This is a genomic window from Alcaligenes sp. Lyrl_28, from assembly GCF_051948705.1.
Taxonomy (GTDB): domain Bacteria; phylum Pseudomonadota; class Gammaproteobacteria; order Burkholderiales; family Burkholderiaceae_B; genus Alcaligenes; species Alcaligenes ammonioxydans.
This window is the reverse complement of record NZ_JAYJLG010000001.1, coordinates 16,875-40,521: the sequence shown is the minus strand read 5'-3', so window position 1 is coordinate 40,521 and position 23,647 is coordinate 16,875. Positions and strand designations below refer to the sequence as shown.

Below are 23,647 nucleotides of genomic sequence, written 5' to 3'. Positions count from 1 at the left end.
GCGCGGGCCTGTCGGTTTTTAATTAAAGAGTTTGTTCCGTGGTTTTGGAGGCGCGCGGCGCGATCAGTTGCTCAGGCTGTAAGGCCTGAGCCAGTTCGTCCGCGCTTAACAAACCTTGCTCCAGAATCAGCTCAGCCACCCCTTTACCGGTTTCATGCGCCTGCTTGGCAATAGCGGTGGCCGCGGTATAGCCGATCAACGGATTAAGCGCCGTGACCAAGCCGATGGAGTTGCTGACGCTGTCTGCCAGACGCTGGGGATTGGCGGTAATCGCGTCCACGCAGTAGTCGGCCAAAATCATGCATCCACGCTGCAGATGACGCAGGCTCTTGTAAAGACTGTGGGCGATAATGGGCTCAAACGCGTTAAGTTGAAGCTGACCGGCTTCGGCTGCAAAGGAGACGGTCACATCATTACCAAAGACTTCAAAGGCAATCTGACTGACGGCTTCTGGGATAACGGGATTGACTTTGCCAGGCATGATGGAAGAGCCCGCCTGACGAGGAGGCAAATTGATCTCACCAATGCCTGCACGTGGACCACTTGAGAGCAAACGCAAGTCGTTGCAAGTCTTGGACAAGGTGACGGCAATGCGTTTCAAGGCACCGGACAGCTGTACGAACGCGCTGCAGTCCTGCGTGGCCAGAATCAGATCCGATGCGCTACGCAGACTGATACCCGTGTTCGAGGACAGCAGGCGCGTAACCAGTTCGGCATAGCGTGGCTCCGTATTGATCCCCGTCCCGATCGCCGTCGCGCCTAGATTGATTTCACACAGCTCTTGCATGGCCTCGGTCAGGCACAGGCGATCTTTGGCAATCATGCCGGCGTAAACCGCAAATTCTTGCCCGAGGGTCATGGGGACTGCTTCCTGCAACTGCGTGCGCCCCATTTTCAACAAATCTTTGAAAGCGTGAGCTTTGCGATCAAAGGCTTGCTGCAAATACTCCAAGGCAGTCAGTAAACGGGCCGCACCCTGATAGGCAGCCAGTTTCAAGGCGGTGGGGTACACATCATTGGTAGATTGCCCCAGGTTCACATCCTCATTAGGGTGAAGGAACGCGTACTGCCCGCGTTGGTGACCCAGAATTTCCAGAGCACGGTTAGCGATCACTTCATTCGCATTCATATTGGTAGAAGTGCCTGCCCCTCCCTGAATCACATCCACCACAAAATGGTCGTGATGCTGGCCAGCCTCAATTTCCCGGCACGCCTGCACAATCGCTTCTTTCTTGGCGGCATCCAATGCCCCCAGTGCATGGTTGGCCTGTGCGGCGGACGCTTTAATCTGTGCCAGGGCTCGGATCAAATCGGGGTAGTTGGCGATAGTTGTCGCCGTAATCCTGAAGTTTTCGACGGCTCGCAAGGTGTGTACGCCAAAATACACCGAGTCAGGTACGGGGCGCGTGCCCAGCAGGTCTTTCTCCAGACGAGTGTTAGCCGTTGCGGCGCAATCAGTCATGTCATCTCTCCGTTTTTATTAAGGGCCCCCAATACTGGGGTTCTTGTACGGAGTTAAAAGCAACAACTGTGCCAAGACTCTTTGCTGACATTAGTCTATTGAAAAACAAGTCATTTTTTGTGTGCTGATTGTATTAACACCAACAATACGCCTCCTTTCTGTTCGGATTTCCGAACAGAACAAACGTTAAAAAGACGGAAATCCGAACAGAAAGCATCTGACCATACACGTGTGCCCATGCGTTGATAGGTAGCCAGCCGTGTCACCCTGCCGCTTCTTCACCAAAACCGCCCTCTTTTTGTTGTAGACATTCTTTTTCAATGTTTATATTTCTTTTCCGTTAATTGCATTTTATTATTTATGAAAGATGCCTACTTACCAGCGTGTTAGGAAGTTATGTACTCAAGGCCAGGCATTTCACCATTTCCCGTCCCAGCCTTAAAATAAGGCCACTTCCCTCCTTCCCTCCTTCCCTCCTTCCCTCCTTCCCTCCTTCCCTCCGGTCTTAGTTTCGGGGCGCGGCGCATCGTCGCCAAGCCTTTATCCTTTGTTGATCTGGATTTCTTTATGTCCACATTTGTCCTCATTTCCGGCTGCTCCGGCGGCGGTAAATCCACTCTGTTATCCGAGCTACAAAATCGTGGCTATACGGTTATCCAGGAGCCTGGACGGCGTATCGTGCAGGAGCAGTGGGTCAATGGTGGCTCTGCCCTCCCCTGGCAGGATATGGAGGCCTTCCTGAAAGAAGCGATACAGGTCGCGCAGACTGACTACTCAACCGCGCCCAAAGATGGCCCTTGGGTATTTTTTGATCGAGGATTGATTGACGCCGCAGCTGCTTTAGAAGAGTTAACAGGTACTCCACTGCTGGACGAACTCAACAAGACTCACCCTTATCATTCACAGGTGTTCTTTACGCCCCCCTGGCCTGAAATATACGAAGTTGATCCAGAGCGCCGTCACGACATGAACGCGGCTTTGCATGAGTATGAACGTCTGGAGCGTGTCTATCCCCTGCTGGGATACCAAGTGCGCATGCTGCCCAAAACAAGCGTAGAAAACCGCGCTGATTTTGTCTTGGAAACACTGAATCAATAGCGGAGCAAGCCTTGGTGCGCAGCGCATCAGGCCATTGGAAAATGGCTGATCGTCACTAGAGTGGCTATATTCTCAAGCACCTGTACTGCATTTCATTCCGAGCTTTATGAGTGCTTAAAAAGCACAGACACACAAAAAGGGCCGCCAGTTTTAGAACTAGCGGCCCTTTGCACTTAACTCATGCGTGACTCAGCCTTTAAAACCAGGCATCACGCGCGCCATCGTGCCTGCCACCGTACGCTCCAGCACGTCAACCAGAACAACCGTCTGTTGATCCACTTCGATATTGAGCCTATCGCCCGCCTTGTAACGAGAAAATGTTGTCTGGCGCAATGTTTCGGGAATCAGATTGATGGTCACAACGCCATCCTCCACGTCCGCCACGGTCAGGCTGCAGCCATTAACACCCAGAAAACCACGCGGGAACACGTATTTCGCCCAATCTTCCGGCATCTGAAAACGCAGACGGTTGCCAGCCTCGGTAATGCTCAGTTCCAGCACTTCAGCAGTCGTTGCGATATGGCCAGCCATCACATGACCACCAATTTCCTCGTTCAGCTTGGCCGATCGTTCGATATTGACCAGATCACCTGTCTTGAGCGTGCCCAGGTTCGTCCGCTCCAGCGTGACGGGAATCGCATCAAAAGTAACTTTGTGGCCGGAAATACTGGTCACGCTCAGGCATGTGCCTTCCACGCTGACACTGGCGCCCAGTTGCAGATCCACCAGCAATTCATCGGTGAAATCAATTTCAAACTCGGTACGGCCCAGCTCGGCCTTGACCGCGGTAAGAGGACGAACCGCTTTAACAATTCCGGTATACATCAGCACGCTCCTTCGCAAAATTCATGCAAAAGACCAACGGCTAATGCAGGGGAGATTTTCAGATTTTTCATTTGAACGCATCCTTGATTAAACAATGCGTCCTCCGGGCAGCAATAAAACACGTCGCTGCCTTGATCACAAGGCAGCGATGCTTCATCTTCTTTCATCCGGACTCTCACCGTCGGCCCAGGTTTCTCACCTGATCTGCTGACCTTTCTCTGGCGGAAAGCGCTCGCGGGCTGGGGAATGGCTCCCTTACCGCCGGTGGGGAATTTCACCCCGCCCTGAAGACGTTTGCAGTGTAAGACCGGAGCCCAAGTCTAATCAAGCCAGACCAGGGCCGGTCGCCAAGCTTAAGCCTTGCGATGCACGCTCAAGCCTGCAAAGCTTTGCGCCACCGGCATCAACTCGATGTAGTTGACATTCATATGGGCAGGCGCGTTCATGATCCAGGCAATGGTGTTGGCGATGTCCTCGGGCGTCAGCGCATCCACGTTCTGGTACAGCGCAGCAGCTTTATCTTTATCGCCCAGACGAACGGTAGAGAAATCCGTACCGGAACAGAGGCCAGGAGCCACGGTAGACACTCGAACGGCCGTACCCGACAGGTCGGCACGCAGGTTCAGGCCCAGTTGATGCACAAAAGCCTTGGTGGCGCCGTACACATTGCCACCTGCGTAGGCATATTCGCCCGCCGTCGAGCCCAGATTGATGATGTGGCCCTTGTTCTGCTTGACCATACCTGGCAGCAAAGCGTGCGTAATGTGCAGCAACGCGCTGATATTGGTGGCCACCATGGTGTCCCATTGCTCCAGCTTGGCATCCTGAGCCTTGTCCACGCCCAGCGCCAGACCCGCGTTATTGATCAGCACATCGATATCGGGGAACCGGGCCATTAGGTCGCCGAGCACCGCATCTGCACGCGCACGATCCGTCAGATCCACGCTGACCGGCACAAAACGCTCGCCCAGCTCGGCAGCAAGGGCGTCCAGCTTGTCCTGACGACGCGCCAGGCCCAGCACGGTATGCCCTTCAGCGACCAGTTTACGGGCCAGAGCAGCCCCAAACCCTGAGGAGGCCCCGGTGACAACGGCGGTTTTCATAGTGCGATCCCTATACAGCTCGCTGCTCGTTAAGCAGGCGACAATTAAAGCATTAAGGATAGCAAACTTCAGGAACTTCGTAGCCCCTTCCCCCTAGGGAAAAAGCGGACAAATCCGTCCATGGCAATGCCCGCTTTTTTCTGCTCCGGGCATCAGGCCGCTGGACGCTCCAGCCCCAGATGCCCCCGCAAGCTGGTGTGCTCGTATTCCTGGCGGAACAGACCGCGCTTTTGTAAAACGGGGATGACCTGCTCCACAAAGTCACCAATGCCATTGGGCAAGGACGGAGGCATCAAGTTAAAGCCGTCGGCGCCCTCATTACGCCACCAATGTTCAATCTGATCGGCAATGGACTCGGGCGTACCGACCATGGTGCAGTGACCACCACCGGCAGCAATCCGCCCCAACAATTGCCGGACTGTCGGTTTTTCCGTTTCAATGATGCGCAGCATGGTGGCATAACGCCCCTTGGGGCCCTTGAAACTTTCCAGCGCAGGCAATGGCGGAACCGGTGCATCAAGCTCCCAGTTCATGCAGTCCTGCCCGACAAACATGCCCAGTTGCCGCAAGGAGGTCTGGGTAGGCAGCAATGCATCCAGCTCCTCTTGCTTGCGGCGCGCCTCTTGCATGGTGGAGCCCACATAGGTCACTAGCCCCGGCATGACAGGCACATCCACACCACGACCCGCTTCACGCACGCGTCGTTTGATGTCACGGTAATAGGCTTGAGCCGAGGGCAAGTCATACGCCACGGCGTAAATGGCTTCGGCCTTGCGCGCTGCCAGATCCCGTCCCTGTTCAGACGCACCGGCCTGAAACAGCACCGGCTGTCCTTGAGGCGAGCGCGGCAAGGTCAGGGGACCATCCACCAGGAAATGATCGCCTTTATGCAGGATCTGACGCACCTGATCCACCTTGGCGTAATCACCCTGCCTGTCCATCACCAAGGCACTGTCGCTCCAGGAGTCGAACAGCTTCAGTGCGGTATCTACGAATTCTTCGGCTCGGGCGTAGCGCCAGGCATGGTCAGGCATGGCTTCATAGCCATAGTTACGTGCTTCGGCATCAAACATCGAGGTCACCACGTTCCAGCCCATCCGTCCTTGGGACAGATGGTCCAGGGAACACAACATGCGCGCCGCTACAAAGGGGGTGTAAAAGGTGCTCGAGACGGTGCTGATCAGACCAATACGCTCAGTGGCTCGCGCCAGCGCGGCCATCATGGTCAAGGGCTCCAGAAACCAGCGCGGTCCATCTGCCACATTATCGCTGGACTGACCATCGGCAAAGAAAACCGCATCCAGTTTGCCGCGCTCGGCAATCTGCGCCAGCTCTTCATAAAAGCGGATATCGCCCAAGCGCTCAACCTGGGATTCGGGATGGCGCCAGGCGGCCTTGTGATGTCCGCAGCCCATAATGAACAGATTGAAATGCAGTTGTCTCATCCGTTTTTCACCAATCCGCCGTCAACCACCAAATTTTGTCCTGTTACGGCACGAGCCCACGGACCGGCAAAGAACAAGGCCGCATCGGCAAATTCTTCGGGCGTGGTCACGCGACGCAGCGGTGTACTGGCCGCAATCAGATCAAACACCGCCTCGGGGGTAGCCGCGGACGCATCCGTTGTGCGCAACAAACCGCCGGAAATCATGTTCACGGTAATCTGATCCGGTCCCAGATCGTGCGACAAGGTGCGCGTCATGGACAACAAGGCGGCCTTGGCCGCTGTGTAGTCGTGGTAAGGCACCACAGGATTCTGGAACAGGTTTGTCCCGATATTGATAATGCGGCCAAAACCGGCCTGCTTCATGCCGGGCAAGGCAGCCTGCGTGGTGTTCAGGGCCCCACCCACAATCCCTTCCAGTTGCTGGTTCAATTGCGACCAGGTCAAGGTATCCGCATGAGGGCGGGCATCGCCGTTGAAGGAAAACTCGGGCAAGGCGTTATTGACGACGGTGGTGATGGGCTGACCAAAGTGCGCCTGCGCCTGGGCAAACAAGGCTTGTACAGCAGTCGCATCCCTCACATCCGCTTGCACCGCCAGACAGTGCTGCGGAAACTCGTCCGCCAGCGCCTGGGCAGCGGCTGCACTTTTCAGGTAATTGATGACAACTTTGGCGCCCTGACGTGCAAACGCACGCACCAGACAAGCCCCCAGGCCGCGTGCGCCGCCAGTGACCAGAACCAGTTGTTGGGAGAGTTCCGAGACGTGTTCCACAGACATGACATTCCTTGCAAAAATTCGGCGAGGATGTCGGCCCGGTTCGGACGCAGGGCTAGAGCTTCGGACATCCCTTCGCCAGTATGAGCTGGATCAGGTTCGACGGGTTTTATCTCAGCCCTTTTCAAGAAGGACACCCCGTGCCGCAGGGCAGACCATAGCACAAAACACCGCCAACCGTATGATTGACAATTGAAAGAAGCTCTCCTACTCTTTGAGCCTGTTCCTGGGGGAGTCCTTGACGGGCTGAGATTCCGCATTGCAGCGGTAACCCTTAGAACCTGATCCGGATCATGCCGGCGAAGGGAAAGGAAACGCGGCCTGGCAGCCTGCCCGCTCTTGTCTGTGCGGCGCATTGGCAAGCGCACACGCCCCATTTCAATCCCTCCATTTTTCTGCGCCCCGTCCCCGGCATCGTGCCGGCTGGGCCGGTTTGTGCCCGTTCATACGGGTTTTTGGGGAGATCTCATGCTGGACCAAACCGCCACCCTTTTGTGGCTGATTGTTTTTTCTGCCGCCTTTGCTTTGGCCGGGGTGCTGTATGCCCGCCACTACAACAGCTCTTTGGAAGACTTTGTGGTAGCGCGCAACAGTCAAAGCTCGCTGGCCACAATTCTGACATTATTAGCCTCTTCGCTGGGCGCCTGGATTCTATTCTCACCGGCGCAGGCGGCCAGTTGGGGAGGCTTGAGCGCCGTGATCGGGTATGCCATTGGCTCCATGTCGCCACGACTGGCCATGATTCCGCTTGGCAAACGCATGCGCGAACTGCTGCCACGCGGTCACAGCCTGAGCGAGTTTGTGATTGCCCGCTATGGCCGTCCCATGTATGCCCTGACCCTGCTGATCATGCTGTTTTACATGTTCATCTCCATGACGGCCGAAATTACCGCCATGTCCAAGATGATTACCTTGATTGCCCCCATTCCTTTGTGGGTTACCGCCAGTATTGTGCTGCTGGCCACCCTGATCTACACCTCTTACGGCGGGCTGCGAGCCTCCATCTTTACCGACAAAGTACAGATGCTGGTCATCCTGCCCATGCTATTTCTGATTGTGATGTTCGGCTGGCAAGCCGTGGGAGGACCGGTGAATTTGTTTGACAGCGTCAAACTGCAAGCCCCGCGACTGATCGAACTGAGCGACCCCGTGGGAATGAAGGCCGGCCTGACCTTCTTTGTCGCCATTTTGCTGACCGGCCTGTTTCACCAGGGCAACTGGCAGCGCATTTATGCTGCCAAAGACACGCAATCCATGCGGCGTGGCTTTTTGCTGGGCGGCTTGTTTGTCGCCCCCTTCATCTTCCTGATGGGTCTGTTTGGCTTGGCCTTTGTCGGCCTGGGTTCACACGGCGACAGCTCCGTGGCACTGTTCAATGTGATTTTGCCGCATGTTCCTGTCTGGTTTCTGGTGCTGCTGATTCCCCTGGGGCTGTCCCTGGTGATGAGCAGCGCCGATACGGCCATCAGCGCAGTGTCCAGCCTGATTGCGGTGGACCTGGGCCGTATCATGCCTCACCGCAATACCGCTCAAATGATGAGTCTGGCTCGTTCCCTGATCTGGGTGTGCTCCATCCCTGTGCTGTACGCTTCCTCGCAAGGTTTCAGCGTGCTGTACCTGTTCCTGCTGGCAGACTTGCTGTGCTCGGCGGCAGCATTTCCCGTGTTCTTTGGACTGTACAGCCGCCGCTACGATGGTTTTACCGCCACGGTCAGTACCCTGGGCGGTCTAGTTGCCGGCCTGGCTGTGTTTCCACGTCCCAATGGCCCTATGGATTACTTGCTGGAATCCTTCTTGCTGGCTGCGATTGTGCCGGTGGTGATCAGCGTCCTGATCATGCCCTTGCGCCGTCATCTGCCCAATTTCGATCTCAGCTCCCTGGCTTCCTCCACGCGCGTACTGGACTAAATCCGAACGCCCTGAGACCAAGGCTCAGGATAAAAAAAACCCCGGTTTGCGACATGCAAACCGGGGTTTTGTTTTAACGATTTATTGGGCAGGGCTTTCAGTCTGTGTTTGAGGGATCTGCACAATGATTTCAACCCTTCGATTCGTTGCACGCCCTTGCTGCGTGGCATTGTCACCCAAGGGACGCGTATCCGCGTAGCCGACCGCGCTCAGACGCTGACTGCCTATGCCATTGGCCTCCATATAGCGCACCACACTGCCGGCACGCGCACCGGACAGCTCCCAATTGGACGGGTAGCGATAACTGCGAATGGGCACCGAGTCGGTATGCCCTTCGATCACAATAGGATGCGCCGATTTTTGCAGGACGGTAGCCAGTTGGCGCAGGACGGTCAACCCTTCCAGCCCCAAATCAGCGCCACCCGAGTTGAACAGAATCTCGCTGTTGATACGGAAACTAACCGACTGATCATTCATGACCACATCAATGTTATCTCCCAGACCATCCAGGTCCAAACCATGATTGCTTTTATCCGGTCCGTCACCGAGCGCCGATTCAGGAAACAGCCCTGCTGAAGCCGGCAACAGCCCCGCCCCTTCTTTACCTGCCTGGGCCATCACTGTTGCTGCCCCCTGCCCTTGCCCCTGAGCCGCAGTCTGAGCCCGCTTGCCGGCAAAAGAAAGCATCACGATCATCAAGACCAGCAGCAAAGTCATCATATCCAGGTAAGTGGTCAGCCACGCCTCTTCCTCCTCGGGGACTGCCAGGCCGGGATCGTTCCAGGGGCGACTGCGACGCCGACTGCCCAGATTGCTCGCCAGCTGCTGCTCAATCTTGGCTCCCCGGGCCTGCTCCAACTCCTTTTGCAAGGCTTTCTGGCGATCCGCCAACTCACCTAACGTCAGGTCTTGCTCCATGTTTCCCATGGGATCAACCTCGCTGCGCAGCCGGGTCGGCATCGTCATCGCGGCCGCCCCGGTCATTGATCTCGTCCTGATACTGCGCCATGAACGAGTTCAGCGTCTCACGCATCAGCGCGGGGCCACGGCGCTGGCTCATCATGGACACGCCCTGCATGATCATGTTCATCAAGACCACCCGCTGTTCCGTGCGACGCTCCAGCTTGACGGCCACCGGCTTAAATACCAGATTGGAAAGCAGCACCCCATAAAAGGTGGTCATCAGGGCCAGCGCCATCTGTTGACCAATCGAGGTGATATCGCCATCACCGAGCAGAAACATCAAATTGACCAGACCAATCAACGTGCCGACCATACCAAAAGCGGGCGCGAAGCTGGCCATCAGGCGAAACAGTTGCGCTTCGGCATGTTCGCGAGCGCGCAGACGGCTGATACGCCATTGCAAAAGATCTTCAATGTCTTCTTGTGGGGCACGATCAATCACTAACTGAACGCCGGTTTTCAAAAACGGGTTCGCGACTTTTTCCAGCGCTTCTTCCACGGCCCGGATATCTCCCATCATCCACAGGCGGGAGATATTGATCAGCTCATCCATATCCTGCTGGGTGTACAGCCGCTCGTTACGCAGCACTGTCCCAATCAGTCCAAAGATGCGAACCACTTCACTTAACGGGTAGCTGATAAAGGTCGCTGCCAAGGTGCCCACCAGCACCACGGCCAGACTGGGCAAATCCACAAACAAGGCGGGATTTTCTGCCGTAAAAAACAAGATCACGGCAAACAGCAGCACGCTGGCCACGATGCCGATCAAAGTTGAGGGGTTCATGCACAAATCCTGGTTATGGGCCCGAGGGGCATCAGGACTACATATCGGCAGCAGAACGAGTTTCTTTAGGCCTGGACCTTGCGTTGCATCAAAGACAGACAACAATTATGCACATCGCGGCCAGTCACACTAAGGCTGGTAATTGACTCGGATCGAAGCCTGGACGCGCACCGGTTCGGTGCTACCCGCCCAACTCCACACCTCGTGCATCAACACAAAACCAAGACGCGCATCCTGGCCCGCAAAGGCTCTGGTGCTGAGTACCGACCCGTTCATATCCACGCACTTTCCTCCTTGCAGGCACAAACGGCTTTTCAAAATGGCGCGCCCATTATGGTGGTAGCTGACCTCCACCTTGCCAATCGATGAGGCCTGCGCCTGTACCGCTTGCGCTGGCATGAAGAACTGCTGGCTGCTGGGCGAAGCGGGCGTGATGGCACTGCTGAGCTGCTCGCCATCCCAACTTAATGAGGCGGCGTGTGCGAGCGGCAGTACCAAAGCCAGCGATATTGATGTCCACAAACGATTTAAAAAACTGTTTATAAAAACAGGTTTTTTATTGTTTTTAAATTTCACCAAAGACATAGACTGTGTTTTTATACAGATAAAAATAAGTTTCTTAATGATACCGCAAAGACATCTTAATTTTTTTTTAACTTTGAGCCGTAAGATACTAATATAAAGAGGATTTTTTCTGGTAGCATAAGCGCATAAATTCTCTCCGCCCTTCTGTTTCTCGCCCTCCGGGAACTGAAAAATGCCTCAGACCAGAACAAATAAATTAATACGCCGTGCGCTATGTGTTTTATTTCTAGCGCCTTTTTCGCTTTCGTCGCTGGCCCAGACTTTGGCGCTGGCCGAGCCCTCCGTCCAGGAGGAAGCCACCGCCGCCATCAGCTACAACGTGCCTCACCTGGTTTTCGAAAAAAACCTGCAGCCTATCAGCTATAACGAAAACGATAGTCGCCGTGCCCTGAATGCCCTCAAACATGACGCCCTGATTCAGAATGCGGCCTTGCGTTCGGAAATTGCATTTGTGCAGGATCTGGAGTCGTCAACGGTGCTGTACCAGAAAAACAGCGACGCCGTGCGTCCCATTGCATCCATCTCCAAGCTGATGACCGCTCTGGTCGTTGCCGAGTCGGGCTTGCCTATGGATGAAATGCTGGAGATCATCGACGAAGACGTGGATCGCGTCAAACATTCCAGCTCACGTCTGAGCGTCGGCTCGCGTTTGAGCCGTGCCGACATGATGCATCTGGCCCTGATGTCGTCAGAAAACCGGGCCGCCCATGCCTTGGGCCGTAACTATCCCGGCGGACTGCCTGCCTTTGTGCGCGCCATGAATGACAAGGCGCGCGCCTTGGGCATGCGCAATACGCGCTTTGTCGAACCCACCGGCCTGTCCAGCGACAATGTGGCCAGCCCGCGCGATCTGGTCAAACTGCTGACCGCCACCAGCCAGCATGCCCGCATTCAGCAATACACGACCAACGACCAGTATTCCGTCCAGCCCATGCGAGGTCGCCAACTAGTCTTTAACAACACCAATCGTCTGGTCAAAAACGCCAACTGGGATATCCAGGTCTCCAAAACCGGCTTCATCAACGAAGCGGGTGAATGTCTGGTAATGTTGACCAAAATCGAGGATCGGGAGGTGGCTATTGTGCTGCTGAATTCCTCAGGCCGTTATTCTCGTATCGGTGATGCCGTGCGCATCCGTGATCTGGTCGAAAAATCCAACGGTCTGGCCATGCTCTGATCTCCCTGCGTGTCTGAACCGTGACAGACACACGGTCTGCCCGATGCCCCAACATCATGGCCTTTGAGCCGATTTTGGGGCATTTTTACGACCTGCTGCTCGGCTACCTCTTTCGATGGGTCAGCAGCCGGTATCAATAGGCCTGCATTCTTTTAAGGAGCGTGCTTGTCGTGCCTCAGCTCAAACTGCTTGAAGATTTCCTCACCCTGGCACGCGAAGGCAGCTTTGTCCGGGCAGCAGAACAACGCCACGTCACACACCCCGCATTTGGACGCCGTATCCGGGCCTTGGAGGCCTGGGTCGGAACCCCTCTGGTGGAACGTGGTAGCCTGCCCATCACGCTCACGGCCCAGGGACAGGTGTTCTACAACACCGCCCATCAAGTACTGGAGCAACTCAACCGGGTACGTCGGCAATTGCAGGCCTCGGAGCAGACAGGGCAAGGCCATTTGCGCATCGCCACTGGCCGCAGTCTGGCGCGCACCTTGGTCACCGATTGGGTCAGCCGCCTTCAGAAAGGCAGCCAGGCCCCCTTGTCCGCCCACATACCGATCGATATCAGCACCGGCATGATGGCCGATATGGCCAAGCTGCTTGCCCAAGGCAAAACAGACTTTCTGTGCTGCTATGAGCACCCCGCCCTGTCAATTGAGCTTCTGGCCGAACAGGTTACCTACATGACCATCGCTACCGACAAACTGGTGCCGACCTGTCAACGGCGCAAGAATGGCCACCCTTTGTATGAGCTCAACGCCGATAGCGGGCGCAGCATACCCTTGATTTCATATTCGGGCGGTCTGGCCATGGCCCGGATTCTGGGCGACAAGCTGCATCACTTTCCCTACCCTCTGGTCAGTACGGTACGGTGCGATTCGCTGGACACGGCCATGGGCTCAGTATTAAAAGGCATGGGCGTGGCCTGGCTGCCCTTGTCCATGATTGCCAATGAATGTCGTCGCGGAACGCTGGTGCAGCTAGGTGGCAAGGGCGATGAGATTGCCTTTGAGGTCCGTCTGTATCGCTCGCGTGCCCCCCTTTCGGATCTGGCCGAATCTGTCTGGGCCTTTACCCAGCAAGCTCGTTAACAGGTCTGCCAGCTGAAAAAGCACGGCCATGTGCCGTAACAGCACATCAGCATCAGCTGCAGCGGACACAATACCCCTTCATAACTAAGGATAAACAAGCCCGACGCGCCCACCCGGGCTGCGGGCCGGAGCCCTATCCATCGAACGGGGAGCACATCATGTCTTTTTCTTTCTCCAAACGCAGTCTGGTACTGAGCCTGGCAGGCGCCTGTAGCCTCTTGCCCATTTCGATCAGCCATGCCGACACCTATCCCTCACGCAGCCTGACGTTGGTCGTAGGCTATCCGGCCGGAGGCAGCGTCGACCTGACTGCACGCCTGCTGGCGGAAGAGCTCAGCAGCCGTCTGGGCCAAACGGTGGTGGTCGAAAATGCGGGCGGCGCAGGCGGGACGATTGGAGCTCAACGTGTCCAGCGTGCCGCTGCTGACGGCTATACCCTGCTGCTGGGTTCCACCAACGAGATGATTATCGCAGGCATGATCAACAAGGCCGTGCGCTATGACGGACAGAAAGACTTTACGCCCATTGGCATGATTGCTTCTCAGCCCCTGCTGCTGGCCGCCTCCAAAAAATCGGGCATCCGCTCGGCGGCGGACTATGCGCAAAAGCTGCGGGCTGCCCAACCCGAAGCCTTCAGCTTTGGCTCCTCGGGCGTGGGGACCACCCTGCACCTGGCCGGTGAAATGGTCAATGCCTCCACCGGCACCACTGCCATGCATGTGCCCTATCGCGGCGTGCCTCCTCTGGTCTCGGACCTGATGAGTGGACAATTGGACACCGCTTATCTGGTCCTGTCCTCGGGCCTGTCACAAGCACGGGCAGGTGCCATCGTCCCCTTGGGCATTACCGAAACCCGTGCGTCTGCGGCTGCACCGGAAATTCCGCCGCTGGCCGATACGCCCGGTTTTGAAAAAGTCGACATCAATGTCTGGTTCGGCTTGTATGGCCCCAAGGACTTGCCTGAATCCGTCACCCAGACCTTGCGCCAGGCTTTGGACAACAGCCTGGAATCGTCCAGCCTGCAAGAGAAAATGCGGTCGAATGGCGCTACGCTTTACGCCCCCGGCATGAACGCAGCCGAATTTCAGGCCAGAGAAGTCGATAAATACGCCCGCCTGGTTGAGCTGGCCAAACTGCAAGCCGAATAAAAAAACAGGCCCCCGGCCACAGGTCGGGGTGCTGGAGCCCCTAGCATGTCCTTTTCTCTTTCGTACCCCGACATTCAAACAGAGCGCCAGGGCAATACCGGTGTTCCCGGCCTGTGGTGCCTGGACTCCGGTAAAGCGGGCCGAACCGTGATGATCAGCGCGTTAATACACGGTAATGAGCTTTGCGGAGCCTGGGCCTTGAAAGCCTTGCTCGCTCGTGGCGTGCAACCCCGTCGCGGCAAGCTGATCCTGGCTTTTTGCAATCTGGACGCTTTTGATCGCTTTGACCCGGCGCATCACGATGCCAGCCGTTATGTGGATGAAGACATGAATCGGGTCTGGAGTGCGCAAAAACTGTCTCAAACACAGACTCAGGAACAACGTCGCGCACGCGCCATCTTGCCCTGGCTGGAACAGGCCGACTGGTTGCTGGATCTGCACTCCATGCACGAGCCCTGTGCGCCCTTGCTATTGACCGGAACCTTGGAGCGCAACATCGAGCTGGCCAAGACACTGGGCGCCCCCGAACACGTCATTGTGGATTCCGGCCATCAGGACGGCGTACGCATGCGCGATTACGGCCGATTCTCTGAGCCCGAGGCTGAAGAAACCCGCTCCCTGTTGCTGGAATGCGGCTTTCACGGAGACCCGCAGACACCGGCTGTGGCGCTGGACCTGATTGCCCGCTTTCTCATCGCCTCCGAGATTGTGGACATCCAAGATATCCCGTCAGACTGGCGTCGGGCCTCTCCCAAACAGCAACGAATCGTGCAGGTCACCCATGCGGTGGTGGCGCCCTCCCGGCAAGTGAGTTTCAGCCAGGCCTGGCAAGGCCTGGAAACCCTGAGCCAGGCAGGCACATGCATCGGCCAGGCCGATGGGCAGCCCTTGCTGACGCCTTACGACCACTGCACCTTGATCATGCCTTCTTTACGTCAGCTGCGTCCCGGCGTCACGGTTGTACGCCTGGCCCGGGACTACATGGCGCCTTAAGGGCCCGGCGGCAAATACACGGCCCGCACCTGCGTTCCAATGCCGGGAAAAAATACGGAACTTGGCACTTCTTCGGCTACCAAAGCCTGCATAGCCATCCTACAATCGGCACATGTGCATCGCTTATATCGCCATCGGAGTCAATGCGGATTGGCCGCTGATTATTGCCGCCAATCGCGATGAATATCATGCTCGTCCCAGCCAGCCGGCACAGCCCTGGCAAGACGAGCCCGACATTCTTGCCGGTCGTGACCTGCAGGCCGGAGGCACGTGGCTGGGCCTGACACAATGCCGGGGACGACTGGCCCTGCTTACCAACTACCGCGAAATTCCCGGCAATAAAAGCGGCGCTCAACGTTCGCGGGGAGAACTGATCCCCCAATTCCTGCGCGATGAGCGCAGCCCTCTGGATTATCTGGCCCAGTTAGCCCGTCAAGGGGCCGAGTACGCCGGTTTTAATCTTTTTGTGCTGCAATGGCCCACCGACACGCAAGCCTTGCAACTGGCTTATTACAGTAATCGTCACCCCAGCGGCCAGCCGCAACGACTCGATCCGGGCGTCCATATTCTGAGCAATGCCTGGCTGAACACCCCGTGGCCCAAAAGCCTGTTCTTGAAGGAAACCCTGCAAGCGCAACATTTTGACGGCTCGGCCCCGGCCGTAGAGAGCTTGTTTCAAGGTTTGCGCAATCAGGACCTGGCCGCCGATGCAGACTTGCCTCAGACCGGCTTGAGCCTGGAGCGCGAACGCCTGTTAAGCAGCCCGTTTATTGTCAGCCCCGACTATGGCACGCGTTGCACCACCGTCATTACGCTGGATCAGCATGGGCAAGGTACGCTGCGTGAACGCAGCTTCACCCCGGCGGCCCAGCCCGAGCGGCAACATGACTGGCCCTTGTCATGGCCCAGCTTTCATCCGCACGGCCTGCCCCCTTCCACTCATAACAGCAACAGGGCCATGCATGGCCCGCTTAGCCACCTCACCTCAAGCAAGGAAATCTCATGAGTCCTCGTCTTTCTTTGATCGGCATTGCCATGTCGCTGGCCTTGTTGAGCAGTCCGATTGCGCACGCTCAGGAACTGCCCCCCAGCCAGTATTACGGCTCCACCGAATACGTCAGCGGCGGCATAGGCAGTGATGAAGCCCAGCTTTTCCGCATGGTGCGCAGCACCTTTCCCTTGTCCGTCAACTTTTCAGCCCAGCAGGGCGAGCGCATCGCCTACATCTCTGATGTTCAGTTGGTGATCCGTAACAGCGCCGATCAGACCGTGCTCAACAGCCTGATTGATGGCCCTTATTGCCTGATCCGCCTCGGTCCGGGCAACTACAAAGTGTTTGCCACGTACGAAGGCCAAACCCAGGAGCGCCAGACCACACTGGTCGAGGGTAAGCCGCAGGAACTGAACTTCATCTGGAAGTAGGATAGTTGCGCTCATAGGTATCCAGGCCCATGGCCTGGATCTGCTCCTCGATCAAATGCTCAAATGGCCGTAGCAAGGCGCTGAAATCGCGCTCCGGCTCCATAAGCTGCATCAACCGTACAATCGCCTCCAACGTGGAAACGGCCTGAGGATCTGGCGCTTTGCGCAACCGGTAGCGCGACACATCCCCTTGCGGCAGCACCCAATGCGGCAAACGCTGCAAGATCGGATTGCGATGCAAAATCAAACGGGCCTTGCGCCAGGTGCCATCGGGCACCACTATCAGATCAGGCCTTTGCTGGGGCGCCAAGGCCCGGGCCACCTGGGCCTGAGGTCCCGGAAACAGCAGTACAGGACGCTGGGCCTGCGCTAAACGCGCCTCCAGATCTTCAAACTGCTCCCCCACCCACAGCTGCGCCCCTTGCACACCCAAATACGCCAGGCGCCCGGTATTGAGCGCATGCCGCGCCTCGGAATGATGCTGCAGAATCAAAAGAGGGCACGTTGCTTGCAGAGAAGGAATCAGCGAACACAAGCATCGGGCCACAGGCCGCTGACACCGTGCGCAACGGCCTGGACGAGAGAAAGAGGAAGCGTTCATGCAAGGGGACCCAACAGAAGGCCACAGTATATAAAAGTTCTGCTTTGAAGCCGATGGCCGGTTTGCCGAGTTGCATTTTTACTGTATATTTATACAGCATTCAGGAGCATTCTATGGCAAGCGCACTTCGTTCCCTTTTAGATATTCACCCCTCCCTGTGGACGGGCAAGCATTATGCGCATGCCGCCGGCACGTGCCTGTCCAGTGGCTTTGACAGCCTGAATGCCCAACTGCCTGGAGGCGGCTGGCCAGTGGGCAACCTGATCGAGCTGCTGGCCCACCCGGACAGCAGTGCCATGTCCTTGCTATTGCCCGCCTTAAATGCCATGCCGGCAGAACGCTTGCGTGTGCTGGTCGCCCCTCCCTATCAGCCCATGCAGCAATCGTGGCATGGCACCTGTGCAATGTCCCGGCCAACCCACCCTGCGCCACGCACGCTACCCGCCCGCCTGCTCTGGATACGCAGCCAGCACCTGAACGACACCTTATGGGCCAGCGCCCAAGCCCTGCGGCACGGCCACTGTGCCGCCGTACTGAGCTGGTTGCCCGCCCATGTCCCTTTAGCCGCCTTACGCCAGTTGCAACTGTTGGCCAGCCATAGCGACAGCCTGTTTTTTTGCTTACGTCCCCTGCACAGCCAAGCCAATAGCCCGGCCCTGTTGCGCCTGGCGCTTTACCCCCGACAAGATCAACAAGGCCAGGCCTGGCTGGATGTGCAGATTCTTAAGCGCCGCGGTCCGCCCTGCTCGCAAGCCATTGCCTTAGCCCTTCACCCAACCGGGATGCCGCCAGCGGCCCTGCCAAACCATGTACCTGTGCCTGCGACTGCCCCAGAGCCTGCTCACGCCTGAGGCCGGTTCAGAGCAGCAAGACAGGCTGCAGGCGGTCTTGCTACACTACAGCCCGCAACTGGCTCACATTCAGGCGAATCTATGGGTACTGAATATCAGCGCCAGCCTACGGCTGTTTGGTGGCCTGCGTCGTCTATACCAACACGTTCGGGCAGACTTGCACGCCCTGATTCCCGATCCCTGTCTGGCCCTGGCTCCCAGCGCGCGGGCGGCCTGTTTGCTGGCCCTGTCCACACGCAAGCAACGTCGTTGCATCCGGCGGCTGCACGCTTGTCTGAACCCGCTTCCCATCCAGTTGCTGGGCGCACCTGCCGATCAGTTGCACTGGTTGCACAGCCTGGGCTGTCATACCTTGGGCCAGTTGCGTCAATTGCCACGCGACGGTCTGGCCCAGCGCGGGCTGCGTACCCTGCTCCTGCAACTGGATCAGGCCTACGGCTTGCAGAGCTGGACCCTGGAATGGGTCCAGTCTGCCCCACAATTTATATACCGACTGGAGCTGGACACCCCTTCCAATAACAAAGCCTTGGTATTACGGGCCTTGACCCGTCTGCTAAACCAGCTGGAAGGCGGGCTGAACCAGCACCAACTCGCTTGTACGGGCCTGGAGCTGACCCTGCATACGGAGCGCTATAAAGATTACCCACGCAGCACTCATCTGGAACTGCACATGGCCCGCTCTAGCTGGCGCAGCCAGGACTTTCTGCCTGTCTGGCAAGAACAGTTCCAGCCCCTGCAATTACCTGCCGCCGTCCAAAGCCTGATGCTGCGGGCCCGCCAACTTCACCCACGCCAAACCCACGCCAGCAGTCTGTTTCCGGATGCACACCATTGGCAGGAACAAGACCAGCAACTTCTGGAACGCTTGCAGGCCAGACTCGGGACCGGGCAGATCCTCACCCCCGCCCCCCAGGCCAGCCATTTGCCCGAGCAAGCCAATCAATGGCAGCCCGCATCAACGGTGGCCGCCCGCCCAGCCGCAGGCCCGGTACGGCAGCGTCCATGCTGGCTGCTGGAGCCGGCCCGGCCCCTGCCACACGACCAACAATCCCCGCTCCTGGACCATCAACGTTTGCGCCTGATTCAAGGCCCAGAGCGAATACAAACCGGCTGGTGGAACGGTGGCGGCCACCAGCAGCGAGACTATTTTGTAGCCTTGTGCCCCCAAGGGCGTTTGTATTGGGTTTACCGGGATTTAAGCCAGGAACACGCTTGGTATTTACACGGAGTCTTTGGATGAGTATCCCTTCAGAACTGCTCTACTCCGAACTGGACTGCCTGTCCAACTACAGTTTTTTGACGGGTGCCTCCCATCCCGAGGAGCTGATCAGTCGAGCCGCCGAGCTGGGCTACAAGGCACTGGCCTTATGCGACTACGCCTCCATGGCCGGGGTAGTCCGCGCCTACGCACAGGCCCGACTGCATCCACAGATCCGTTTGCTGGTTGGCAGCCGATTCCGCTTTAGCGGCCAATGGGACACTTCCTCCTGCCCTGGCACGCATTGTGAGACCGCTTCACCCAACGACACGCAGGCCCACGAACTCTTGATTCTGCCCCGCAACAAAGAAGGCTATGGCAATCTTTGTCAGTTCATCTCTGAGCTGCACCAGTCTTTGGACTTGAAGCAGGAGGCGCCCATTGACTGGTCCTTTTTGCAGCAAGCCCGCTACGGTGCGCAGCACACGGTATTAGCCGACTGTCTGGTCATTTACAAACCGGCTTATGGCCTGTCTGGCGAACACATCTATCAGCAAGCGCAAGACTTGAAAAGCCTGTTTGCCGACCGTTTGTTTTTAGGCCTCAGCTTACATAGGCGGGATCAGGATCAGCAGCATTTACGCACGGTTCGGCTGGCAGCCCAACAGTGTGGCCTGTCTTGTGCCGCCTTGGGCGGCGTCCACATGCATGTGCGTTCTCGCCAGCCCTTGCACGACACCTTGACCGCCATACGCCTGAAAACACCCATACAGGAATGTGGCTGGTCTCTGGCCAGCAATGCGGAACACCACTTGCGCAGTCGTTTCCAACTGGCCAACCTCTACCCGGCCGACTTGCGCAAGACCAGCGATCACATTCAAGAGCTGTGCCAGTTTTGTTTAAGCGAAATCAAGTACGAGTACCCGGTCGAGATTGTTCCGCCCGGCCTCAGTGGCAGTGAGTATCTGCGACAGGAAACCGAGCGTGGCGCGCACAGGCGCTATCCGAAAGGAATCAGTGACCGTTTGCGCACGCGCCTGGACGAAGAACTGAGCCTGATTGAAGACCTGGGCTACGAGTCCTACTTTCTGACCTTGTATGACATCGTCAGCTACGCCCGCAGCCGGGGAATTCTGTGCCAGGGACGCGGCTCGGCCGCCAATTCAGCGGTATGCTATTGCCTGGGTATTACGGAAGTGGACCCCGCCAGCACTCATACGCTGTTTGCCCGCTTTATCAGTCGGGCACGGGCCGAACCGCCCGATATCGATGTGGACTTCGAGCACCAGCGTCGCGAAGAAGTCATTCAATACATTTATCGTAAATATGGTCGTGAACGGGCTGCATTAACGGCGGTAATCACGAGCTACCGCCGTCGCAGCGCCTTGCGTGATACCGGCAAGGCACTTAGCATTCCTCACGCCTTGATCGAGGCCTTGATCCAATGTGACCGCGCCTGGCTCAAAGATACCCGTATTCAGGATGAGGTCCTGGCACGCTTTCCCGAATGCCCGCCTGAACAAGCCCATCAATGGCTGTCTTTGACCCGTCAGCTCATGGGTTTCCCGCGTCACCTGTCTCAGCATCCCGGTGGTTTTGTGATTTCACAAACGCCTTTGCACAGGCTGGTGCCGATTCAAAACGCCGCCATGCCGGGACGCAGCGTCGTGCAATGGGACAAGGATGATCTGGATGTGCTGGGGCTGCTGAAAGTCGACATCCTGGCTTTGGGCATGTTGAGCGCCCTGCGTCGATGCCTGGACAGCATCAGTCAGCAAACAGGCAAGCCGTTCCGCTTGCAAGACATTCCTTTGCACAGCGCCAAAACCTTTCGCATGATCCGGCGCGCCGACACCATAGGCGTATTCCAGATCGAATCCCGCGCCCAGATGAGCATGTTGCCGCGGCTACGTCCCAAGTGCTTTTATGACCTGGTGGTGCAAGTGGCGATCGTGAGGCCCGGCCCCATTCAAGGTGGCATGGTGCACCCGTATCTGGAACGCCGTCGCGACCCCAGCAAAGTCGATTACCCCGCTCCCGAAATCCGCCCTGTGCTGGAACGCACCTTGGGCGTGCCTATTTTTCAGGAGCAGGCGATGGAACTGGCCATGGAGGCGGCAGGTTTTTCGGCCGACAAAGCAGATGCCCTGCGACGAGCCATGGCTGCCTGGCGTCGCCGTGGTGGTTTGGGGCCTTTTGAACAGGAGTTGCTAGATGGTATGGCCGCTAAACAGTATCCCCCTGAGTTCGCCAAGCGCCTGTTTGATCAGATCAGCGGTTTTGGGGAATACGGTTTTCCCGAAAGCCATTCGGCCAGCTTCGCCAAACTGGCCTGGTTCAGTGCCTATCTGAAAGCGCGTTATCCCGATCATTTTCTGGCCGCTTTGCTGAACTCTCAGCCCATGGGCTTTTATGGCCCCAGCCAATTGGTCCAGGATGCACGCCGCCACGGCGTACAAGTGCTGCCTGTTGATGTGCAATACAGCCTGTTTGACAGCCATGTATGTTCAGCACCGGGCAGCCCGCGCCAGGTCCGTCTGGGCCTGCACATGGTTAAAGGTTTAAGTGAGCAAGGCGCACACGCTATTGTTCACTACCGGCAAAACCACCCCGAACGGACATTGAACCTGGCCTGCTTGCGCCAGGAGCTGGCCCTGTCCGCTCATGATCAACAAGCCCTGGCGCAAGCCCATGCCTTGCGCAGCGCTTATAGCCAGCGTCGACATGGCGTATGGGATGCTCGCCGTCCCAGCCAGGCCGGTTTGCTCAGCCATGCAGAAAACCCGGACACGACGCCAGAGCTACCTCGTGCCAGCGTAGGGATAGAGGTATTGAGCGACTATCAGGCAGTCGGATTAAGTTTGCACCGTCACCCCCTGTCCTTGCTGCGACAGCAGTTAATTCCTTTGCGATTCTCAACGGCAGCGCAACTGAGTCTGAACTACCCGGACCGCCGGCTGGCACGGGCCTGTGGCCTGGTCACGACCCGCCAACGTCCCGGCACCGCCAAGGGAACGGTCTTTGTGACGCTGGAAGACGAAACAGGCAGTGTGAATGTCATCGTGCGCGAGGAGCTGGCTCAGGAGCAATCCCAGGCACTGCTCCAGTCACGTCTGCTTGGCGTCTATGGCATCTGGCAGCGCGACGGTGCTGTCTGCCATTTGATTGCCCGACGCCTGGTTTGCCTGAATCACCTGATCGGTGATCTGGTGACGCGCAGTCGGGATTTTCAATAATCGGATTTTTCCCCATCCCGCCCTGCGTTAAACTAAGGCTTTGCCCGTTCAATCAGGAACCACCATGAGTCAAACACTCAAAACCCGTTTAGCTGACGATATCAAAACGGCGATGCGCGCTCGCGATAGCGCGCGCCTGGAGACCTTGCGCTTTTTGCAAGCCGCGATCAAACAACGTGAAGTGGATGAGCGTACGGAGCTGGGCGATGCCGAAGTCACAAGCATCATTGAAAAACAGGTCAAGCAGCGCCGCGAATCCATTCAGGCTTTTGAATCGGCCGGTCGCACTGAAAGCGCCGAGAAAGAAGCAGCAGAATTGCAGATTCTGCAAGAATATCTGCCCCAACAGGCCGATAAGGCAGAAATTGATGCTGCAATTGCCGATGCAATTACCCAAGCCCAATCGGAAGGCGCTCAAGGTCCCGCACTGATGGGCAAGGTCATGGGTTTGGTTAAAGCCAAACTGGCCGGTCGTGCCGATATGTCTCAAGTTTCCGCTCAAGTGAAGCAGAAGCTGAATCCATGAAGCATTTGCAGGCCGAACTGGCGCAGCCCAAACAGGATTTCTTCGGCACTCATATCCCTTTGATGCAGCACCTGGGCCTGCAAACCGTCAGCAGCACCGAGCAGGAAGTGATCACTTTTCTGCCCTGGCAAGCCTGGAATGCCAACTCCCGTGCGGATGTACATGGAGGCACCTTGATGGCTATTCTGGACTTCACGCTCAGCGCTGCCGCGCGAGCCCAGCGCCCTGGTTCAGGGATGGCCACCATCGACATGAACACCCAGTTCCTGCTCCCAGCCCGTGGCGATGTCTGGTTCAAAGCCCGGTGTCTCTATCTGGAAGGCGACACCGCCTATTGCGAAGGAGGCGGATACGACGAGAAGGAGCGCTTGCTGGTTAAAGCGGCAGCCACTTTTCGGGTTGTGCGCGGTAGCTGAACGCCACGCGCCAAGGGATTGCCTAAACGGGCACCGTCAAACCAG

Annotated in this window: 22 protein-coding genes and 3 riboswitches; of the genes, 13 read left to right on the top strand and 9 right to left on the bottom strand. The window is 57.2% G+C overall.

All coding sequences use genetic code 11. The features are described 5' to 3' along the window. Positions 1–22 precede the first annotated feature (22 nt). Positions 23–1,462, bottom strand: a complete 1,440-nt coding sequence (locus tag VF694_RS00200) for an aspartate ammonia-lyase (protein ID WP_440163501.1) — start codon at positions 1,460–1,462, stop codon at positions 23–25. Positions 1,463–2,029: 567 nt separating this feature from the next. On the opposite strand from VF694_RS00200, the gene VF694_RS00195 reads away from it, so the two are divergent. Beyond that, complete coding sequence (locus VF694_RS00195; protein ID WP_003800111.1) at positions 2,030–2,560, top strand: AAA family ATPase; 531 nt, start codon at positions 2,030–2,032, stop codon at positions 2,558–2,560. 189 nt (positions 2,561–2,749) lie between these two features. On the opposite strand, the gene VF694_RS00190 is transcribed toward VF694_RS00195, so the two are convergent. The 4 genes from VF694_RS00190 to VF694_RS00175 all read right to left on the bottom strand — a co-directional run bounded on the left by VF694_RS00190 (position 2,750) and on the right by VF694_RS00175 (position 6,712). Continuing rightward, entirely contained in the window at positions 2,750–3,385 is a 636-nt protein-coding gene (locus tag VF694_RS00190) for a riboflavin synthase subunit alpha (RefSeq protein WP_426345796.1), read from the bottom strand. Positions 3,386–3,536: 151 nt separating this feature from the next. Beyond that, a riboswitch (FMN riboswitch) is annotated at positions 3,537–3,681 on the bottom strand. Between the two features lie 57 nt (positions 3,682–3,738). Next, positions 3,739–4,488: an SDR family NAD(P)-dependent oxidoreductase gene (locus VF694_RS00185; RefSeq protein WP_059317649.1), complete on the bottom strand. Its 750-nt coding sequence runs from the start codon at positions 4,486–4,488 to the stop codon at positions 3,739–3,741. 152 nt (positions 4,489–4,640) lie between these two features. Continuing rightward, the gene (locus tag VF694_RS00180) at positions 4,641–5,933 is read right to left on the bottom strand and encodes an LLM class flavin-dependent oxidoreductase (RefSeq protein WP_440163500.1); all 1,293 of its coding nucleotides are present in this window, start codon (positions 5,931–5,933) and stop codon (positions 4,641–4,643) included. Further along, positions 5,930–6,712 (bottom strand): 3-oxoacyl-ACP reductase, encoded by a 783-nt coding sequence (locus VF694_RS00175; protein WP_059317650.1) that lies wholly within the window; start codon positions 6,710–6,712, stop codon positions 5,930–5,932. The genes VF694_RS00180 and VF694_RS00175 overlap by 4 nt, the downstream gene beginning before the upstream one ends. A 50-nt stretch (positions 6,713–6,762) precedes the next feature. After that, positions 6,763–6,860, bottom strand: a riboswitch (TPP riboswitch). 67 nt (positions 6,861–6,927) lie between these two features. After that, a riboswitch (TPP riboswitch) is annotated at positions 6,928–7,035 on the top strand. A 142-nt stretch (positions 7,036–7,177) separates the two neighbouring features. Here VF694_RS00175 and VF694_RS00170 point away from each other — a divergent pair. Further along, positions 7,178–8,617 carry a sodium:solute symporter family protein gene (locus VF694_RS00170; protein ID WP_219236079.1) on the top strand — a complete coding sequence of 480 codons (1,440 nt, stop codon included), beginning with the start codon at positions 7,178–7,180 and terminating at the stop codon, positions 8,615–8,617. 81 nt (positions 8,618–8,698) lie between these two features. Here the strand turns inward: VF694_RS00170 and VF694_RS00165 are convergent, their stop codons facing one another. The 3 genes from VF694_RS00165 to VF694_RS00155 form a co-directional block, all read right to left on the bottom strand. Next, complete coding sequence (locus tag VF694_RS00165; RefSeq protein WP_207307417.1) at positions 8,699–9,583, bottom strand: OmpA/MotB family protein; 885 nt, start codon at positions 9,581–9,583, stop codon at positions 8,699–8,701. Next, positions 9,549–10,364, bottom strand: a complete 816-nt coding sequence (locus VF694_RS00160; protein ID WP_003800126.1) for a motility protein A — start codon at positions 10,362–10,364, stop codon at positions 9,549–9,551. The genes VF694_RS00165 and VF694_RS00160 overlap by 35 nt, the downstream gene beginning before the upstream one ends. A 129-nt stretch (positions 10,365–10,493) precedes the next feature. Beyond that, the gene (locus tag VF694_RS00155) at positions 10,494–10,886 is read right to left on the bottom strand and encodes a flagellar protein FlhE (protein ID WP_230406305.1); all 393 of its coding nucleotides are present in this window, start codon (positions 10,884–10,886) and stop codon (positions 10,494–10,496) included. 325 nt (positions 10,887–11,211) lie between these two features. Here VF694_RS00155 and pbpG point away from each other — a divergent pair, with 325 nt between their 5' ends. The 6 genes from pbpG (at position 11,212) to VF694_RS00125 (ending at position 16,774) form a co-directional block, all read left to right on the top strand. Continuing rightward, positions 11,212–12,126 carry a D-alanyl-D-alanine endopeptidase gene (pbpG, locus tag VF694_RS00150; RefSeq protein WP_003800129.1) on the top strand — a complete coding sequence of 305 codons (915 nt, stop codon included), beginning with the start codon at positions 11,212–11,214 and terminating at the stop codon, positions 12,124–12,126. Positions 12,127–12,296: 170 nt separating this feature from the next. Then, the gene (locus VF694_RS00145) at positions 12,297–13,211 is read left to right on the top strand and encodes a LysR family transcriptional regulator (RefSeq protein WP_003800130.1); all 915 of its coding nucleotides are present in this window, start codon (positions 12,297–12,299) and stop codon (positions 13,209–13,211) included. Between the two features lie 158 nt (positions 13,212–13,369). After that, entirely contained in the window at positions 13,370–14,359 is a 990-nt protein-coding gene (locus VF694_RS00140; protein ID WP_003800131.1) for a Bug family tripartite tricarboxylate transporter substrate binding protein, read from the top strand. A gap of 45 nt (positions 14,360–14,404) precedes the next feature. Then, on the top strand, positions 14,405–15,352 hold the full coding sequence (locus VF694_RS00135) for a succinylglutamate desuccinylase/aspartoacylase domain-containing protein (protein ID WP_003800132.1): 948 nt from the start codon (positions 14,405–14,407) through the stop codon (positions 15,350–15,352). 112 nt (positions 15,353–15,464) lie between these two features. After that, positions 15,465–16,358 (top strand): NRDE family protein, encoded by an 894-nt coding sequence (locus VF694_RS00130; protein WP_003800133.1) that lies wholly within the window; start codon positions 15,465–15,467, stop codon positions 16,356–16,358. Continuing rightward, positions 16,355–16,774, top strand: a complete 420-nt coding sequence (locus VF694_RS00125) for a carboxypeptidase-like regulatory domain-containing protein (RefSeq protein ID WP_003800134.1) — start codon at positions 16,355–16,357, stop codon at positions 16,772–16,774. The genes VF694_RS00130 and VF694_RS00125 overlap by 4 nt, the downstream gene beginning before the upstream one ends. On the opposite strand, the gene VF694_RS00120 is transcribed toward VF694_RS00125, so the two are convergent. Beyond that, positions 16,761–17,375, bottom strand: coding sequence for a tRNA-uridine aminocarboxypropyltransferase (locus VF694_RS00120; protein ID WP_039943006.1), 615 nt, complete (start codon positions 17,373–17,375; stop codon positions 16,761–16,763). The genes VF694_RS00125 and VF694_RS00120 overlap by 14 nt on opposite strands. Positions 17,376–17,488: 113 nt before the next feature. Between VF694_RS00120 and VF694_RS00115 the strand changes: the two genes are divergently transcribed. From VF694_RS00115 to VF694_RS00095, 5 genes are all read left to right on the top strand, one after another. Continuing rightward, on the top strand, positions 17,489–18,226 hold the full coding sequence (locus tag VF694_RS00115; RefSeq protein ID WP_059317654.1) for a hypothetical protein: 738 nt from the start codon (positions 17,489–17,491) through the stop codon (positions 18,224–18,226). Then, entirely contained in the window at positions 18,183–19,466 is a 1,284-nt protein-coding gene (locus VF694_RS00110) for a Y-family DNA polymerase (RefSeq protein ID WP_440163499.1), read from the top strand. Before VF694_RS00115 ends, VF694_RS00110 begins: the two co-directional genes overlap by 44 nt. Next, the gene (locus tag VF694_RS00105) at positions 19,463–22,660 is read left to right on the top strand and encodes an error-prone DNA polymerase (protein WP_440163498.1); all 3,198 of its coding nucleotides are present in this window, start codon (positions 19,463–19,465) and stop codon (positions 22,658–22,660) included. The genes VF694_RS00110 and VF694_RS00105 overlap by 4 nt, the downstream gene beginning before the upstream one ends. Before the next feature lie 64 nt (positions 22,661–22,724). Beyond that, entirely contained in the window at positions 22,725–23,186 is a 462-nt protein-coding gene (locus tag VF694_RS00100; protein WP_003800141.1) for a GatB/YqeY domain-containing protein, read from the top strand. After that, on the top strand, positions 23,183–23,602 hold the full coding sequence (locus VF694_RS00095) for a PaaI family thioesterase (RefSeq protein ID WP_003800142.1): 420 nt from the start codon (positions 23,183–23,185) through the stop codon (positions 23,600–23,602). Before VF694_RS00100 ends, VF694_RS00095 begins: the two co-directional genes overlap by 4 nt. Positions 23,603–23,647: the final 45 nt, after the last annotated feature.